Annotated in this window: 19 protein-coding genes; 13 read left to right on the top strand and 6 right to left on the bottom strand. The window is 62.2% G+C overall.

What is annotated here, in order from left to right:
* Position 1: 1 nt before the first annotated feature.
* Positions 2-1,309 carry an urea ABC transporter substrate-binding protein gene (locus Har1129_RS18015; protein WP_151102218.1) on the bottom strand — a complete coding sequence of 436 codons (1,308 nt, stop codon included), beginning with the start codon at positions 1,307-1,309 and terminating at the stop codon, positions 2-4.
* A 631-nt stretch (positions 1,310-1,940) separates the two neighbouring features.
* On the opposite strand from Har1129_RS18015, the gene Har1129_RS18010 reads away from it, so the two are divergent.
* From Har1129_RS18010 to Har1129_RS17980, 7 genes are read left to right on the top strand one after another with little or no spacing between them, the layout of a single operon-like run.
* Complete coding sequence (locus Har1129_RS18010) at positions 1,941-2,363, top strand: urease subunit beta (protein ID WP_151102217.1); 423 nt, start codon at positions 1,941-1,943, stop codon at positions 2,361-2,363.
* Positions 2,360-4,066: an urease subunit alpha gene (ureC, locus tag Har1129_RS18005; RefSeq protein ID WP_151102216.1), complete on the top strand. Its 1,707-nt coding sequence runs from the start codon at positions 2,360-2,362 to the stop codon at positions 4,064-4,066. The genes Har1129_RS18010 and ureC overlap by 4 nt, the downstream gene beginning before the upstream one ends.
* Positions 4,063-4,449 (top strand): urease subunit gamma, encoded by a 387-nt coding sequence (locus tag Har1129_RS18000; protein WP_151102215.1) that lies wholly within the window; start codon positions 4,063-4,065, stop codon positions 4,447-4,449. The genes ureC and Har1129_RS18000 overlap by 4 nt, the downstream gene beginning before the upstream one ends.
* Entirely contained in the window at positions 4,446-5,069 is a 624-nt protein-coding gene (gene ureG, locus Har1129_RS17995; RefSeq protein WP_151102214.1) for an urease accessory protein UreG, read from the top strand. Before Har1129_RS18000 ends, ureG begins: the two co-directional genes overlap by 4 nt.
* A complete protein-coding gene (locus Har1129_RS17990; protein WP_151102213.1) occupies positions 5,069-5,968 on the top strand; it encodes an urease accessory protein UreD in 900 nt (299 codons plus the stop codon). Before ureG ends, Har1129_RS17990 begins: the two co-directional genes overlap by 1 nt.
* Positions 5,968-6,546, top strand: a complete 579-nt coding sequence (locus tag Har1129_RS17985) for an urease accessory protein UreE (protein ID WP_151102212.1) — start codon at positions 5,968-5,970, stop codon at positions 6,544-6,546. Before Har1129_RS17990 ends, Har1129_RS17985 begins: the two co-directional genes overlap by 1 nt.
* On the top strand, positions 6,543-7,232 hold the full coding sequence (locus Har1129_RS17980; protein ID WP_151102211.1) for an urease accessory protein UreF: 690 nt from the start codon (positions 6,543-6,545) through the stop codon (positions 7,230-7,232). Before Har1129_RS17985 ends, Har1129_RS17980 begins: the two co-directional genes overlap by 4 nt.
* Before the next feature lie 53 nt (positions 7,233-7,285).
* On the opposite strand, the gene Har1129_RS17975 is transcribed toward Har1129_RS17980, so the two are convergent.
* The gene (locus tag Har1129_RS17975; protein WP_151102210.1) at positions 7,286-7,846 is read right to left on the bottom strand and encodes a class I SAM-dependent methyltransferase; all 561 of its coding nucleotides are present in this window, start codon (positions 7,844-7,846) and stop codon (positions 7,286-7,288) included.
* Position 7,847: 1 nt separating this feature from the next.
* On the bottom strand, positions 7,848-8,288 hold the full coding sequence (locus tag Har1129_RS17970) for a DUF302 domain-containing protein (RefSeq protein ID WP_151102209.1): 441 nt from the start codon (positions 8,286-8,288) through the stop codon (positions 7,848-7,850).
* A gap of 455 nt (positions 8,289-8,743) precedes the next feature.
* Here Har1129_RS17970 and trxA point away from each other — a divergent pair, with 455 nt between their 5' ends.
* Positions 8,744-9,157 carry a thioredoxin gene (gene trxA / locus Har1129_RS17965; RefSeq protein ID WP_151102208.1) on the top strand — a complete coding sequence of 138 codons (414 nt, stop codon included), beginning with the start codon at positions 8,744-8,746 and terminating at the stop codon, positions 9,155-9,157.
* 407 nt (positions 9,158-9,564) lie between these two features.
* Here the strand turns inward: trxA and Har1129_RS17955 are convergent, their stop codons facing one another.
* Positions 9,565-10,137, bottom strand: a complete 573-nt coding sequence (locus tag Har1129_RS17955) for a DsrE/DsrF/DrsH-like family protein (RefSeq protein ID WP_151102207.1) — start codon at positions 10,135-10,137, stop codon at positions 9,565-9,567.
* 2 nt (positions 10,138-10,139) lie between these two features.
* Complete coding sequence (locus tag Har1129_RS17950) at positions 10,140-10,385, bottom strand: sulfurtransferase TusA family protein (RefSeq protein ID WP_151102206.1); 246 nt, start codon at positions 10,383-10,385, stop codon at positions 10,140-10,142.
* Positions 10,386-10,633: 248 nt separating this feature from the next.
* Between Har1129_RS17950 and Har1129_RS17945 the strand changes: the two genes are divergently transcribed.
* From Har1129_RS17945 to Har1129_RS17920, 5 genes are all read left to right on the top strand, one after another.
* On the top strand, positions 10,634-11,875 hold the full coding sequence (locus Har1129_RS17945) for an MBL fold metallo-hydrolase (RefSeq protein WP_151102205.1): 1,242 nt from the start codon (positions 10,634-10,636) through the stop codon (positions 11,873-11,875).
* 8 nt (positions 11,876-11,883) lie between these two features.
* Positions 11,884-12,375 (top strand): YeeE/YedE family protein, encoded by a 492-nt coding sequence (locus tag Har1129_RS17940; RefSeq protein ID WP_151102204.1) that lies wholly within the window; start codon positions 11,884-11,886, stop codon positions 12,373-12,375.
* A gap of 67 nt (positions 12,376-12,442) precedes the next feature.
* Positions 12,443-12,904 (top strand): YeeE/YedE family protein, encoded by a 462-nt coding sequence (locus Har1129_RS17935; protein ID WP_191906210.1) that lies wholly within the window; start codon positions 12,443-12,445, stop codon positions 12,902-12,904.
* Positions 12,905-13,046: 142 nt separating this feature from the next.
* Entirely contained in the window at positions 13,047-13,451 is a 405-nt protein-coding gene (locus Har1129_RS17930; protein WP_151102203.1) for a helix-turn-helix domain-containing protein, read from the top strand.
* Positions 13,452-14,137: 686 nt separating this feature from the next.
* On the top strand, positions 14,138-15,562 hold the full coding sequence (locus tag Har1129_RS17920) for an FAD-dependent oxidoreductase (protein ID WP_151102202.1): 1,425 nt from the start codon (positions 14,138-14,140) through the stop codon (positions 15,560-15,562).
* Between the two features lie 171 nt (positions 15,563-15,733).
* Here Har1129_RS17920 and Har1129_RS17915 read toward each other — a convergent pair whose 3' ends face one another.
* Entirely contained in the window at positions 15,734-15,988 is a 255-nt protein-coding gene (locus Har1129_RS17915; protein WP_151102201.1) for a hypothetical protein, read from the bottom strand.
* Positions 15,989-16,390: the final 402 nt, after the last annotated feature.

Here is a 16,390-nt window from a genome sequence, read left to right as displayed (position 1 = left end):
CCTATTCGGCCTCCTCGTAGTAGTCGACCGGGGTGTACTGGGTCTGCTCCGGGTTCTCGGGGAGGTTACAGCCGGCCGTCTCCGAGAGGAACGTCTCGGGGATCTGGTGGTTCTCGACGGCTTCGACGTTGTGCTCCTCGTCGGCGCGCATAATCCACATGTGGTGGTCGACGTGGTGGGTCGCGCCGTCGAGCTTGATCGTCTCACCTTCGGGCGCTTCGGGTGCCTCTTCAGTGCCGAGTTCGATCCCCGACTCCAGAGCGTCGATGACTTCCGGCTGTTCGGTGGTCCCGGCCTGCTCGACGGCTTTCTTGTACATGTACGTCGAGAAGTAGTTGGTCTCGGCCTCCTCGTTGAGGTAGGGCGCGTCGGGATACATCTCGAAGTACCGGTCGACGAAGCCGCCGTCGCCCGTGTTGCTCTCGGTCGGAACTTCCTCCATGTAGTTGACGCCAGCGTAGATGTTGGCCATCGCCGGGGCGTCGAGCCGTCGGTGCTCGTACCCCTGTGCCATCGCCGTCGAGGTGCCAATCGGGATGTCAAGTCCTGCCGAGGCCTTCTGTTCGTAGAACGACGTGTGGTTCGCGCCCACGAGCATGGACATGACGAAGTCCGGGTCGGCTTCCTGAATGCGGTTGATCGTCGAGCCGAAGGAGGACTCGCTGAGCGGAATGAACTCCTCGCCGAGCACGTTCGCGTCGTTTTCGTTTGCCAGCACCTTCACCCAGTCCGCTGAGAGCTGCCCGAAGTTGTAGTCAGCCGCGATGGTGTAGATGTCCGGGCCGAACTCCTCGACCAGATACGGGAGCACGATGCCGAGCTGCTGGCGGGCGGTCGGCCCGACCGCGAAGGTGAACTCATCACAGACACCGCCTTCGTACTGGGTGGTGTAGAAGTAGAGCTGTTCGTTGCGGTCGATTATCGGACGGATGGCCTCCCGGGTCGCCGAGGAGTAGCCAGCCCACAGCGCGTCGACGTTTTCCTCATTGATTGCCGTGCGGGTGAGCTCCTGATACCGCTGGTTATCGGACTGAGGGTCGCGCTGGAACGTCTCGATCTGCTTGCCGTCGATCCCGCCGTTGGCGTTGATCTCTTCGATGGCGAGCATCGACGCCTTGGCCTTTGGGTCACCGACGAGGGCGAAGTTCCCCGACTGGTCCTCGAGGACGCCGATTTTGAGCGTGTCGGTGCTGCTCGCAGTGTCGGTCGAGGTCCCGCCTTCACCGGCCGAACAGCCGGCAAGGCCGGTGACGAGTGCGGCCCCACTCGCGCCGAGGAACTGGCGACGGCTGACAGACGACCGGGTCATGCTTTCACCTCCGAAACCGGGTTCCCGTTACGGCCCTTATATCCACATTCTTTGACTATCTTTCGTTCTTTACCAATGATATCCGAACGTTCGTCCATGATTTTGTTCACAGTGTTGCCGTTTGGGAGGGGGAAAATAAGGTTTACCACTCTTATCTTATATTGTCCTCCATACCGACTGGAGAGTATAAGGTCGTCTAAGGATATGACAAATAGTCGCGGAAACCGCTAGTGTTGCGGTGAAAATTTGAATGATCCAGCGAATGTGCCAGAGTGGCGACCGATACAACAGAAAGAGAAACACAGAGCGCGTTTCCGTCACAGCGGGTCGCCCGGGCGCTGTCGGCTAATTTTACGCTCTTAGTCCGCAAATTATACCTCATAGCTTGGCCCGCGTCACAGGAGCCAGCTCTGTCGATACAGCAGGCAGACTTGACATGGGTCGTGTTGGCTCCGAGAAGTAGGACAGTTCGATAGTCGAACCCCTTTATCTGTAGCCGAAACTTTAGCATTTAATCCGATTCTCGATATAGGGGCGTCACTTGCGCAGAGAGCAACCATTTTAGTATGTGTATTCAAAGATAGGGTCAGATGATAGACGAACAGTCAGAAATACTCGGGGCGGTGGCGCGATGAGCGACGGAATCGTGCCCGGCGAGGTCATCCCGGGCGAGGGGACTGTGACACTGAACGAGGGTCGCGAGACGACCGAAGTGACGGTCGGCAACACCGGCGACCGACCGTCTCAGGTCGGTTCGCACTTCCACTTCTTCGAGGCCAACGCGGCCCTGGAGTTCGACCGCGAGGCGGCCATGGGAATGCGGCTGAACATCCCTGCCGGCACGGCCGTCCGGTTCGAACCGGGCGACGAGCAGACGGTCGAACTCGTCGCGATCGGCGGGAAGCGCCGCGCCCACGGGATGAACGGACTGGTCAACGGCAGCGTCGACGGCGACACCAGCGATGCCGTCGAGCTCATGCGGGCGGCCGGGTTCGGTGACACCGGCGAGACAGCAACGGACGGCGGCAACACGGAGTCGGAGTCCGAACGATGACACGCGACATCGACCGCGACAACTACGCGGAACTGTACGGGCCGACGACGGGCGATAAAATCCGATTGGGCGACACGGAGCTGTTCGCCGAGGTCGAGGAGGACCTGCGGACCCACGGCGACGAAGCGGTGTTCGGTGGCGGAAAGACGCTCCGGGACGGGCTGGGGATGGCTCCCGGCGTCACACAGGCGGAGGGCGCGCTCGACTGGGTGTTGACGAACGCGACAATAATCGACCCGATACTCGGCATCGTCGCCGCCGACATCGGGATTCGGAACGGTGAGATCGCTGGCATCGGGAAGGCCGGGAACCCCGACACGATGGACGGCGTCGACATGGTCGTCGGTCCGTCGACGGACGTCTACCCCGCCGAGGGGAAGATCGCGACGGCCGGCGGCCTCGACATCCACATCCACTTCAACTCCGCGCAGCTCCACGAACACGCGCTGTCGGGCGGTATCACGACGATGCTCGGCGGCGGATACGGCGGCGGCGCGACGACGACCACGACCGGGCCGGAGAACATCAAGCGCTTCCTGCAGGCCGCCGAAGCGTGGCCGGTCAACGTCGGCTTTTACGGGAAGGGCAACGCCTCTGACCCCGGCCCGCTCCGAGAGCAGGTCGAAGCCGGGGCCTGCGGGCTCAAACTCCACGAAGACTGGGGGTCGACGCCCGAGACCATTGACACCTGCCTCGAAGTCGCCAAAGACGAGGACGTGCAGGTGTGTATGCACACGGACACGCTGAACGAGGCCGGCTTCGTCGAGAACACCTTCGGTGCCGTCGACGGCCGGACCATGCACCTGTTCCACATTGAGGGCGCGGGTGGTGGCCACGCCCCGGACATCATGGAGATGGTCGGCGAGCCGAACATGCTCCCGTCGTCGACGAACCCCTCGATGCCCTACACGGACAACACGTTCGACGAGCACCTGGACATGGTGATGGTGTGTCACCACCTCAACCCCGACGTGCCCGAGGACGTGGCCTTCGCCGAGTCCCGGGTGCGCGCCGAGACCATCGCCGCTGAGGACGTGCTTCATGACATGGGTGCGATTTCGATGATGACCTCGGATTCTCAGGCCATGGGTCGCATGGCAGAGGTCATCCCGCGAACGTGGCAGACGGCCTCGAAGATGAAATCCCAGCGTGGCCCACTCCCCGAGGACGAAGGGACCGACGCGGACAACCACCGCATCAAGCGCTACATCGCGAAGTACACCGTCAACCCCGCTATCAGCGCCGGCATCGAGGACCACGTCGGGACGCTCGAACCCGGCAAGCTCGCCGATATCTGCCTGTGGGACCCCGCATTCTTCGGCGTCAAGCCGGCGATGACGTTCAAGGGTGGTTTCCCGGTCCACTCCGAGATGGGCGAAGCGAACGGTTCGCTGATGACCTGCGAGCCGATTCTCCAGCGCGAACGGGCCGGCGCGGTCGGCAAGGCCAAACACGCCCTCTCGCTGTCGTTCGTCTCCCCGGCGGCCGCCGAGGCTGGTATCGGCGACGAGTACGGGCTTGATTCCCGTGTCGTTCCAGTCGAGGGCGCACGCACACCCGGCAAAGACGACATGGTGTATAACGACTACTGTCCCGACGACATCGAGGTCGACCCCGAAACGTTCGAGGTCCGGGTCGACGGCGACCACGTCACCTGCGAACCGTCTTCAGAACTCCCACTCGCACAGCGGTACTTGCTATGAAGCTCACAGCCAAAGAACAGGAACGACTCACGGTCTTTACCGCCGCAGAGGTCGCGCGTCGCCGCAAGGAACGCGGCGTCCCGCTGAACCACCCCGAAGCCGTCGCCTACATCAGCGACTGGTGCATCGAACGCGGCCGGGACGGCCAGTCCGTCGCCGAGATCCGCTCCGGCGCGTCGAAGTTGCTCGGCCGCGAGGACGTGATGGACGGCGTCCCGGAGATGATCGACATGATTCAGGTCGAACCCGTGTTCCCCGACGGGACGAAACTGGTCACGGTTCACGACCCGATCCGCTCCGACAGTGTCGGCGCATCCGACGCCGATGGGGAGGAGGCGACGGAAACGACGACTGACGGCGGAGACACGGACAGGGACGAATGAGTCTCACACACCGCGACGTAGCGACGGTTGGCATCGGCGGCCCAGTCGGCTCCGGGAAGACCTCGCTGCTGACCGCGCTCGTCCCCGAACTGCGCGAGCAGGGGCTTGACGTGGGCGTTATCGCCAACGATATCCTCACGCAAGAGGACGCCGACGTGCTCCGTGAACGCTTCGCCGGGGTCGTCCCGGAAGACCTCGTGGCCGGCGTCGAAACCGGTGCCTGCCCGCACACCGGCATCCGCGAGGACCCGTCGATGAACCTCCAGCAGATAGACTCGTTCCTCGCCGAGCACCCGGAGCTTGACATAGTGCTGGTCGAGAGCGGCGGCGACAACCTCGCGGCGACGTTCAACCCCGAACTCGCGGACTACTCGCTGTACGTCATCTCGGTCGCAGAGGGGGAAGACATCCCCCGCAAGCGCGGCCCCGGCGTCGTCGACTGTGACCTGCTCGTGGTCAACAAGACCGACCTCGCGCCCCACGTCGGCGTCGACCTCGACGTGATGGAGCGGGACGCCGACGAGGTCCGTGACGGGCCGGTCGTCTTCACCAACTGCAAGGACGAGACGAACATCGACGAGGTGCTGTCACACGTCCGCGAAGGGGTGCTGTTCGCCTGATGGCCGCCGACGCGCCGCATCCGGCGTTCGAGGGGTATGCCACCGAGGCCGTCCCACAGGCTGCCGTGGGGTCGCCGGGGAAAGACGGTGTGCTCGAACTGTCCTTCGAGCAGACAGGCGACGGGACGACGCTGGTCCACGACTACGCGACGGTCCCGTTCCACATCTCGGGGACGCTGAGCCACGACCCCCACCCCGACGCCGACACCGTCTTCATCCAGTCGCCGACCGGCGGCGTCGCCCAAGGCGACCGCCACGACGTGTCGATAACCGTCGGCGACGAAGCCGTCGCGCACGTCTCGACCCAGAGTTCGACCAAGGTCCAGACGATGACGTGTAACTACGCCGCCGCCGAGACGACACTCAGCGTCGGCGCTGGCGGCCATCTGGATTACGTGCCCGAGCCGACGATTCTCCACGCCGACTCGCGGTACCTGCAGGAGCTTTCGGTCGACCTGTCACCCGGTGCGACCGCCGTGGTCAGCGACGTGGTCGTCCCGGGCCGCCTCGCTCGGGGGGAACGCTTCGAGTTCGAGCGATACCTCTCCCGTGTTCGGGCGACTGGGCCCAACGGGCTCCTGTTCGAGGACGCGACACACCTGACACCGGAGGACGAGGACCCCGCGGCCCCCGGCGTCCTCGGCGAGTTCACCGTCTACGGGACGACGTTCGTCCTCGCACCGGACCGCGACGAATCCGAACTGAGCGATGCGCTCCACGCGGTCGTCGCAGACGGTGATGCCCGGGCCGGCGCGACAGCGTTACCGAACGGGGCCGGCGTCGCGGTCCGTGCCCTCGGCGACCGTGCCGAGACCGTACAGGCCACGCTTCACGCGGCTTGGGACCACGCCAGACAGGAGTTGCTGGATGTGCCTGCGCCGTCCGGGAGGAAGTACTGATGTTGGTCGCAGACACCTATCTCGGCCACCATGATGACGACTCTGTCGCCGAGAATCTCGACGCGTCAGACTGCGCCACTGTCGTACTCTCGGACACCGAGCGCCAGCGTTCGCGGGTCCGAACTGAGACGACAGACGGCAGGGACCTCGGTATCGTGGTCGCTCGTGACCTCGCAGACGGCGACGTACTGGAAGCCGAGGACGGCAGCCGCATCATCATCGAACTCGCCGCAATCGAGGCTCTGGTGCTCGATTTCGCCGACAGCGACGTGTCACCGACCGAGGCGCTGGAGCTCGGTCACGCAGTCGGGAACAAACACTGGACCCTCGCGACCCGTGACCGAGAGGCCCTGTTTCCCGTGACCGACTCGAAGGAACGGATGGAAGCGACAGTCGCCGAACTGCTCCCCGCAGACGTGCCGACACGGTACGAGCACGTTCCGCCGACCACGTTCGACGATGGCGGGGTCGATCACACCCATGGCGAGAGCGACCACACACACGACGGTGGCCACAGTCACGGCGGCGGCCACGCCCACGACCACGGTGTCCGTACCATCGATGGAGGCGACCAATGAGCGACGCCGCGACGCTGGAATCGTTCCGGCTCGCCGATTCGTTTCTCCCGGTCGGGACCTACACCGTCTCGTACGGACTGGAGCAGTTCATTCAGGACGACCGGGTCGAAGACGCCGCGGATCTCGAATCGCTCCTGTCGACGTATCTCCGACAGCAGGTCGGTCCTGCCGAACTCGTCGCGCTCCGGGCCGCACACGCCGCCGCGACCGACGGGAATCTCGACGGGATCTGTCGGGCCGACCAGCGGCTTTCGGCTGTAACGCTGGCCGCGGAGTTCCGCGAGAGCGCCCAGCAGTCCGGCGACCGACTGCTCTCACTGCAGACGGAACTGCGTGACGAGACGCTGCTGGACCGCTACGTGGAACGCGTCGACGCTGACGAAGCCCCCGGGAACTACGCCGTCGTGCTCGGCGTGACGACGGCGCTGGCCGGCGTCGCCGTCCGTGACGCCTGCTTGCTGTGCTGTCACGGCTTCATCACCGGACTGCTGGGGGCGGCCCAGCGACTCCTCTCACTTGGCCACACAGACGCCCAGCGGATTCTGGACGAACTACGACCGGTGATGACGGCCGCAGTCGACGATAGCGAGAAGCGAGGGCTAGACGAGATGACTCCGTTCGCCCCACTGGTAGACATCTTGGCCGCCGATCACGAGCGCGCGGAGCGGCGGCTGTTCGCCAGTTAGTCACTTTCCGGTTCGCGACTGTGAGACACGTTGCAAAAGGATATGTGGATCCGTTATTCGGCACTCGCAACGAGCAGGAACGTCTCCGGTCGCACCGCCTCGAACTCGACAGTGAAGCCGTGCCGGCGGAGCGCGTTCGTGGCCTCATCAGCGGAAAACCGCTCGTCGACGGGTGGGCCGTTGCTACCGCTTCCAGAGGCTGCCCAATCCGCGATGGCGAGCGTCCCGCCTGACGTGAGCACTCGTGCGACCTCGTGTAACGCCCCGTCGCTCGCGAACTCGTGGTACGTCATCGTCGAGAACGCTCCGTCGAGACTGCTGGTCTCGAACGGGAGGTCGTCGACCGCACTCGTCACGAGGTCGACATTGTCGGGGACCCCTTTCTCCCGATAGTAGTCATGCATCGCGTCCTGAATATCGACGGCGTACACGTGGTCCACGGCTGGTGCGACCTCGTCAGTGTAGAATCCGGTTCCGCTTCCGAGATCTGCGACCGTCTCGTCACTGTCGGGCGACAGCGCCCAGCGGAGTTCTTCTGCAGAGAGAAACCGGTACCGCTGCTGTGCGTCCTCAAGCTTGTCAGCCCGGCCGGCGTCGAACGTGTGATAGCCCATGTTAGAGGTTCTCGAACGCCTCGTCGACGAGTTCGCCGGTGTCGGCGACGATATCCGCCATCTCCTCGCTGTCAGGTGCCATTCCGACAAGGCGGGCAATACGCATAATCGAGACGTGATAGACGCGCTGTTGGCCGGGTTCTTCTTCCCAGATGACGACGTTACAGGCCATGAGTCCACCGAGTTTGTTATCCGTCGCATCAAGGGCACGGTCAGCGACTTCGGGGTTACAAGCCCCCAGCACGTAGTAGGGGTCACGATCCGCGTCGATCTTCTCGTTGAGCATGTCGGAGGGCGAGAACTCAACGGGGACACCGAATCCGGCGTCGGTAAACACGTCTCGGACGTGTTCGATTGCGTCTTCGTGACTCATTTCGAGTGTCGCCTGTTGTTCGCCGATGTCCGCAGGGTTAATCTGACTCGGGTCGATTGGGAGCGTCATTCGTGTATTGTATTGTGCCTACAGAACAAAGTCTCTTCGGATACACTGCCGGGAGAACCGAGGGGGGTTCCGAACACTGGATCGGCCAAAATAGTTGGTACTCGTCGACGATGCACCTGTAGCTTGTCGGTCGGCTATGAAGTGTTAGCCACTGCCTGAAAACTAAGGTAGCTATAAAATGGCGAAGAAACTACGGCGTTAGCGAGTCCTACCACGGTTCTGAGCTGAGTCCGCCTGTAATAAGCCTTGAGACAGCTACCGGCTAGTTAGTGGCGGATATGAGACTGTTCTGCCTTGTTCAGCGTTTGAGAGGGTGTACGGCCGTGACGCCGCTGATGGGAACCTACAGTCAGTGGGGCCTCACTCTTGACTGTCGGGTAGACTCGTCCAGAGCATGATAGTCTTGTATGGAGTGTACAAAACAGATAAGTCGCTCCGGTGCGAATGTAGGAGTGATGCCTGACGAGCTAGAGGAGATCAGACGGCAAAAGCTGGATGAGCTTCGTGCCCGAGACGAGTCGAGCAATAAGGACGGGTCGGAATCGAAGACGCTCTCTGACCCGATTTCAGTCGACGGAAAAGCCGAGCTGTCCGAGATTGCTGCCGATCACGACGTGGTTCTGGTCGACTTCTACGCCGACTGGTGTGGGCCGTGTCAGATGCTCGAGCCCGTTGTCGAAACCGTCGCCGCCGAGACCGCTGCGACAGTAGCGAAAGTGGATGTCGACGCGAATCAAGACCTCGCCGCCGAGTACGGCGTCCGGGGTGTCCCGACGCTGCTTCTGTTTGCTGACGGGGAGCCAGTCGAGCGACTCGTCGGAATGCAGGACGAAGCACAACTGCGCTCAGTAATCGAAAAGTACGCTTGATTCGGGGGGACAAGCCTGCCTAGGGCAAAACGGGACCTCGATCTCATTTCACCAGCCGGAGACCTCGCAGCGGTTCATTTCAACCGTCTACACGAGACTTCCGGCAGTGTGGTCGTCACAGACAGCACCGTAGTAGTCCGCCGACGTGTGGTTTTTCCGACGCGACTGCTCTGGTTGGCATCGGGCTGCGAGTAAGACTGGGGAGTCTGTATTGTGCTCTGTGACGATGAAATACGATATTAGAACTCCTATCAGGCTGACCCGCATCGCTGTTGGCCCCGGGCTGGCGGTTGTTGGACTGGTGACGCTCGGCAGTCTGTTGGGTCTCGGGACGACAGTCGGTAGTGAACGCGCCAAAAGAGGCGCAGAATAGTTGTCCGCCGCAACTACTTGAGACAATTGGCCGTTCAAACCAGAAGCTGGATGTCAGCGTCGGCCATGTCCTGAAGCGCTGTCGCAGCACCGACGCCCGTAGTGACGCCGTCGTAGAAGTTGTCCTCGTCGTAGTCCATCAGGTCAATGGTCATCTGGCAGGCTTGGAACTCCACGCCCATATCGAGGCTCGTCTCCAGCAGCTCCTCGATTGTCGCGGTGTCGTTGTCCGCGATCCGTTTTTCCATCATTTTCGTCGTCACGCGATCCATCCCGGGGAGCGCGGCGACCGCGTTCGGCACCGGCATATTCGGGTTGCCGACGGAGCTGAGCTTGAGGTTCTTCGAGCGCTCCTCGTGAAGGATGTCCAGCCCCCAGAACGTGTGGAAGACAGTCACCTCATACCCAAACGCGGCGGCGGTGCTGGCGAGGATGAGCGGCGGATATGCCATGTCCAGTGTGCCCTTTGTCGCGATGATGCTCATCTTCTTCGCGTCGTCTTCGGTTGTGGCCTCGGCCAGCGCGTCTTCGAGGTCGTCGACGCGGGCGGCCAGCTCTGCACGCGAAGGCAAGTCATCGGATGGCGCGTCTGGTGTGTCTGTACTCATCGTTACTCCGTCTTGCGGACGTAGTGCTTGTACACGTCGTCGCCCTCCTCCTGAGTGACGAGCTCGACACCCTCAGTTCCGGCGGCCCAGCCGTCGATGTCGCTCATGCTTCCCGAGTCAGTCGCCAGTACTTCGAGAACATCACCCTCGGTGAGGTCGTCGATAGCGGCCTTCGTTTTCACCACTGGCATTGGGCACGATGCACCTTTCACGTCGAGCGTCTCCGCGATATCGAATTCAGCGTTCATTGGTTAGTCGCTCCGTTGAGCTGTATTGGAGCTAACACACAATACCGATCGCGCAAGTAAAAGATTGTCGGTTCTTGTGATTTCAGCAAACAACCAGCAACCGACAAAACGTCCACAAGTAGCCTATTGGTCCGATACAGTCGATATTAAGTGTCCATACAGTATCGTCTGGGTTGTAGTATTGTCTGTATTGTGGATTTCTATGCAAATCCTTTTACGTGACAACCCTGTAGAAACGAGTGCACAACATGAACGCTGATGACTTTCCGACGCCGGACGTTGCCGTTGAATCGATTGATCCGGACTCGCTCAAACAGCGTATTGACGCCGGCAAGGACGTCACGCTGCTTGACGCGCGCATGCAATCGGACTACGAGGAGTGGCATATCGATGGCGAGAATGTCACCTCGTTCAACGTTCCGTACTTCGAGTTCCTCGATGACGACATCGACGAAGCTGTCCTCGATCAGATCCCCGATGACCGCGAGGTGACCGTCCTGTGCGCGAAAGGCGGCGCAAGCGAGTACGTCGCCGGCACACTCGCAGAACGTGGTTATGACGTCGACCACCTCGAAGACGGCATGAACGGCTGGGCGAGCATCTACGAATCCGTCGAAGTCGAACGATACGACGGCGCAGGCACACTTCTACAGTACCAGCGACCGTCCTCGGGCTGTCTCGGCTATCTCCTCTATGACGACGGTGAGGCCGCTATCATCGATCCCCTGCGGGCGTTCACCGACCGCTACCTCGACGACGCCGCAAACCTCGGCGTCGACCTGCAGTACGCACTCGATACGCACATCCACGCCGACCATATCTCCGGCGTTCGCAACCTCGACGCGGAGGGCGTCGAGGGTGTGATTCCCGAGGCGGCCGTCGGCCGCGGCGTCACGTACGCCGCGGAGCAAAGCTCCACGAGCCCTGCCTCGCAAGCTCGGCAGGACGCCGAAGACGTGACTACGGCCGAGGACGGCGACACGTTCCAAGTCGGCGACGCGACCATCGAAACAGTCTCGACCCCCGGCCACACGACTGGGATGACTTCGTATCTCGTCGACGGGAGCCTGCTCGCGACCGGCGACGGGCTCTTCATCGAGAGCGTCGCCCGCCCGGACCTCGAAGAGGGCGACGACGGCGCGCCCGACGCTGCCCGGATGCTCTACGAGTCCCTTCAGGAGCGGGTACTGACCCTGCCCGAGGACACGCTGATCGGTGGCGCGCACTTCAGCGACGCGGCCGAGCCCGCCGAAGACGGCACCTATACAGCACCACTCGGGGAGCTTATTGCGGAGATGGACGCGCTCACGATGGACGAAGACGATTTCGTGGAGTTGATCCTCTCTGATATGCCGCCACGGCCGGCCAACTACGAGGAGATTATCGCGACGAACCTCGGCCAGAACGCCGTCGACGACGAGGAAGCGTTCACGCTGGAACTGGGCCCGAACAACTGCGCGGCCAGCCAAGAATCCCTTGCGGGTGACTGACGACGCCAATGGTACTTGAGACACTCCCACTGCAGGCAACCGCCGAGTTGTTCCCAAATGGCATCAGTCGCTACGCCGTCGGGGGCCTGCTGGTGGGGCTCGGGACAGTCGTCATCTACCTCGGAACCGGCATCAGCGCCGGCGCGAGCACGTTCCTAGAATCGACGCTGTCGTACGTCTCGGACCGGTCCCGGTTCCAGCGGTACGTCAGCTCCCGTGACTGGCGGGTCGTGTTCACGCTGGGCATCATCCTCGGTGCGGCCGTGTACGCAGTCGTCTATCAGGGCGGCGCGTGGACCACAGACGTCCAGCCGTGGCGACTGCTCATCGGCGGGATATTCGTCGGTATCGGGACACGGGTCGGCAAGGGCTGTACGTCTGGCCACGGCGTCTGTGGCGTCGGCTCGGCGTCGAAGACGTCGCTCGTGGGCGTCCTGACGTTCCTCGCCGTCGCCATCATCACTGCGCAACTGGTCGCCGCGCTGGGGGTGAGTCCGTGAGCTACGAGACTCGGGCGGAGCGGGAGTCTCAGAACGAGCGAACGGGAGCGACCGGAGGGAGCGACACGTGAGCGCCGACCGCCATCCCCTGTTCATGCCGCTGATTCTCGTCGGCGGACTGATCTTCGGGTTCGGACTCGCGTACAGCCAGATGGCGCGCCCGGAAGTCGTTCTGGATTTCCTCCAGTTCGAGGACTTCGGGCTGGTGTTCGTGATGTTTGGCGGCGCTGCCGTGACAGGAGTAGCTTTCTTCCTCGCGCCCCGCCTCCTCGGCCACGCGCCGCTGACTGGCGATAGCTTCCAGCGGCGTCTGAAGTCCTTCGACCGGAACGTGCTGATTGGTGGGGCTATCTTCGGCGTGGGCTGGGGACTGTCCGGTATCTGTCCGGGAGCTGCCTACGCAAGCCTCGGTATCGGTAACATCACGATCCTCTGGGCGCTGGCCGGGATGTTTCTCGGCGCATATCTTCAGGGCTACTGGCGTACCCGGAGTGATACTCGCGACGCCGCCGTCACGGGCGCGGACTAACCGTCAACGGAAGCGTGTATCAGCGTGAGGTGAACGGTCTGGACCGTCTCTCCGAGGGCAGTTTTTGCCGGATAGTGCGTGCAGTTGTGCGAACTGTACACAAGTCTTATAACTCCGTAGCGGCTACAGAGAGCTGATAACAATGCCAGATTCGATGTCTGAACAGCTCCGACGGGATATGCAGTGCGAGGGGCTATTGGAATGTTTCCACGGACTCAAAGAACTCGACAAAGAGTGCTTCCGAGCGCTCGTCGAGGCCGAAGAACCACTGACTGTCGACGAGCTCGCGGACGCAGTCGACCGCGAGCGCTCGACCGCGTATCGCGCCGTCCAGCGACTCCTTCAGACGGGCTTCATCGAGAAAGACCAGATCAACTACGATCAGGGCGGTTACTACCACGTCTACTCGCCGACAGACCCGTCCCAGATTGCAGACGAGATGCAGCGCATGCTTAATGACTGGTACGCGAAGATGGGCCAACTGATTCAGGAGTTCGAGAACAAGTACGAACAGTCCGAGTCCTCGCCCCCTACTGTCGAGAGCTAACGCCGTCTTCTTTTGTTATCACACTCTGTCGTTCCGAAGCGAGCGGATTTCTACCTATGAAGGCGTAAAATGCCCCACTACTTCTACCGGTAGACGTTGTTTCGTAGTATTGTCTATTTCATGAAACTCCAATTTGGCGCTGGCGCGGACGATATATTGAGAGCACCTGCTACAGTGTCCGACGCCGGGACGACCGCAGCGTCGTCGACACCAACGAGTGCCTGCGGATGACAACCGACGGTGTCTGGGCGCTGGCCGACAACGTCGGCGAGTCAGTCCACAGCCACCCCATGCTCTCGGAAGTCGTGCAACGGGGATTCTCCGGGTAGTTTTGTAACAGACACTCCTCTGGCCGATTCACTCGCGACCGTGCCGGCCGTTGCCGGTGTCACAGCCGGGAAGCGACTCAGGAGTGCCGTCAGTGACCGAGTTCGTCGCGTGGCCGTTTTGATATTACTTTCAATTATCGGCAGCAGGCTGGTGGCCGGTGGTCTTGGAATCGTGTAGGAGGCAGGTCAGCATATCCTCGACCACAGTCAGTCGTGAAGATGCTGGAGAGGAGCAGTTTTGAGAGAGGGACAGACCGACCGGTTCGAATCCGTACCGGACACACTCACCAGTCAGTAGCCCACGCAGTTACCCGTCCCTCACTCAACCCTAAGTACCTCAGCGCCGCAGAGGCCAGTATGACAGACCCGTTCGTAGTCATCGGTGGCGACGCAGCCGGGCTAAGCGCCGCAAGCAAGTTCGCCCGAGAGGCACCGGACCGTGACGTGGTTGTCTTCGAGAAAGGCGAGTGGGTGTCCTACGCCCACTGCGGGACCCCGTATTACGTGAAGGGTACTGTCGAGCGACTGACGGACCTCCTCTCGCTATCGCCCGAGAAGGCGTCCGAGCGGGGTATCGACCTCCATCGGAACCACGAGGTCGTCGGCGTCGACACCGACGCCAAGACGGTCACCGTCGCCCACGGCGGCGGGACGTTCAACCAACCATACGGCGATCTGTTGGTCGCGACGGGCGCACACGCGGTGACTGAGCCAATACAAGGGGCAGAACTCGACGGCGCGTTCACCATGCACGGGCTTGATTCGGCTGCCGCGGTCCGTGCTGTGCTATCTGAGCCGGGCGAATCAGCTGTCGACACGAGTATCGAATACGTCGATACGGCGCTTATCGAGAAGTACACCGATTGGGAGCCACCGGATCGAGTCGCCGTCATCGGCGGCGGCTACGTCGGCGTGGAAATGGCCGAGGCGTTCCGGGCTCACAGCGTCGAAACGCACCTCTTCCAGCGGTCGGGCCACCTCCTGCCGCCGTTCGGAGAACCAGTGGGCGAGCGCGTGGCCGACCACCTCCGGAAGCAAGGCGTGACGTTGCACCTTCACACCGCCGTTGAGGAACTCGTCGGTAATGAACACGGGCGGGTCGCGTCGGTTACCCACGACGGCGGCACCACTGATGTTGACCTCGCGCTTGTCGGCATCGGCATCAGGCCGAACACGGCCCTCGTCGCGGACACGCCGGTCGAAATCGGGGCCTCCGGTGCGATAGCGGTCGACGAGTACGGGGCGACGAATGTCGAGGGCGTCTACGCCGCCGGGGACTGCGCCGAAGCCAGCCACGCAGTGACCGGCGAGGGCGACTGGGTACCGCTCGGACTGACTGCGAACCGGGCCGGTCGCGCCATCGGCCAGACCGTCGCCGGTGACTCCTCACCCGTCGGCGACATCGCTGGAACAGCCGTCGTGAAGGCGTTCGACCTCGAATGCGGTCGCGTCGGCCTCCTCGACCACGAGCAGGCCAGCGCTGCCGGCTTCGACCCGGTGTCGAAGACAATCACGGCTGGTTCCCGGTCAGGGTACTACCCCGGTGGTGACGATACCGATGTGACGCTCGTCGCCGACCGGGAGAGCGGTCGCCTGCTGGGCGGCGGGATCGTCGGGGAAGACCGGGCGGCGATACGTATCGACACGCTCGCGACAGCCATCGAAGCAGGCATGACCATCGACGAACTCGAACAGCTTGACCTTGCGTACGCGCCGCCGTTTAGTCCCGTCTGGGACCCGGTGCTGGTCGCCGCGAAAGTACTCAACGGACAACTGGACTGAGAACGTGCGGAAGGCGGCTTTTCGAGAGAGGTGAACACAGGGACAGCCCCGGTACTCCGGGGCGGCGGCCCGCTCGGTCTCCGTCTACAGGTGCACGCCTGCTGAAATCAGCACCGAACTGTTCCCCAGATGACCGGCCAGTATTATTCCGTTCGGAGTGTCACAGGCGCTTCACACCGCTGGCGACGGCGAGGTCCATAGCAGGCCGAGTCCGAGCCACAACCCCAAGTCGGAGAGTCCGAGCGAGACTACGGAATCGTCGCCGAGCGGGCTGTACAGGGCGGCGAGTTGCAGGAGCAGCGACCCACCGACTGCGAACGCCAGCCACCGATCCGACAGTGTCGGTATCCCCCGGAACCAGCGGATCACAGACAGTGGTATAGCGATGTCGAAACCGTCTAATTCAGCCCCGGGGATGAACTCCATCAGTTGGCTAAATCAACAAGAACTGAAACCGGAATTGAAGTTGCTCTGACAACAGAAAGCCAGTCCTTTCTACGGACTCGCGAAGAGGTGGTCGGTTTATGAGTGAACAGACACCGAAGGAAGTCTGCTAGGCCTCAGTATCTACGCCTGTGTAGTAATGGTGAGTACAGTTGACAGCAGCGGACAGCGGAGGGACAAGAGGGGGTGTAAGGGGATGGAGCGCGTGAGAGGGCATGTCAGAGGGCACTCAGTGGGCTCCAGCCCCAAGCGGGGATCGGGCGTGGGCGATGGTAGGCGGGCATGTCGGATACTTTTCGGGGACCGCCTCCGACCGGCGGCTACCGAGAACTACTGGCCGGTGCATACTAAAACCCCACAACGAGTTTCTGACTCAGAAACACT

The sequence above is a fragment of the Haloarcula sp. CBA1129 genome (genome assembly GCF_008729015.1).
Taxonomy (GTDB): domain Archaea; phylum Halobacteriota; class Halobacteria; order Halobacteriales; family Haloarculaceae; genus Haloarcula.
This window is presented reverse-complemented; position numbering and strand designations above follow the sequence as displayed.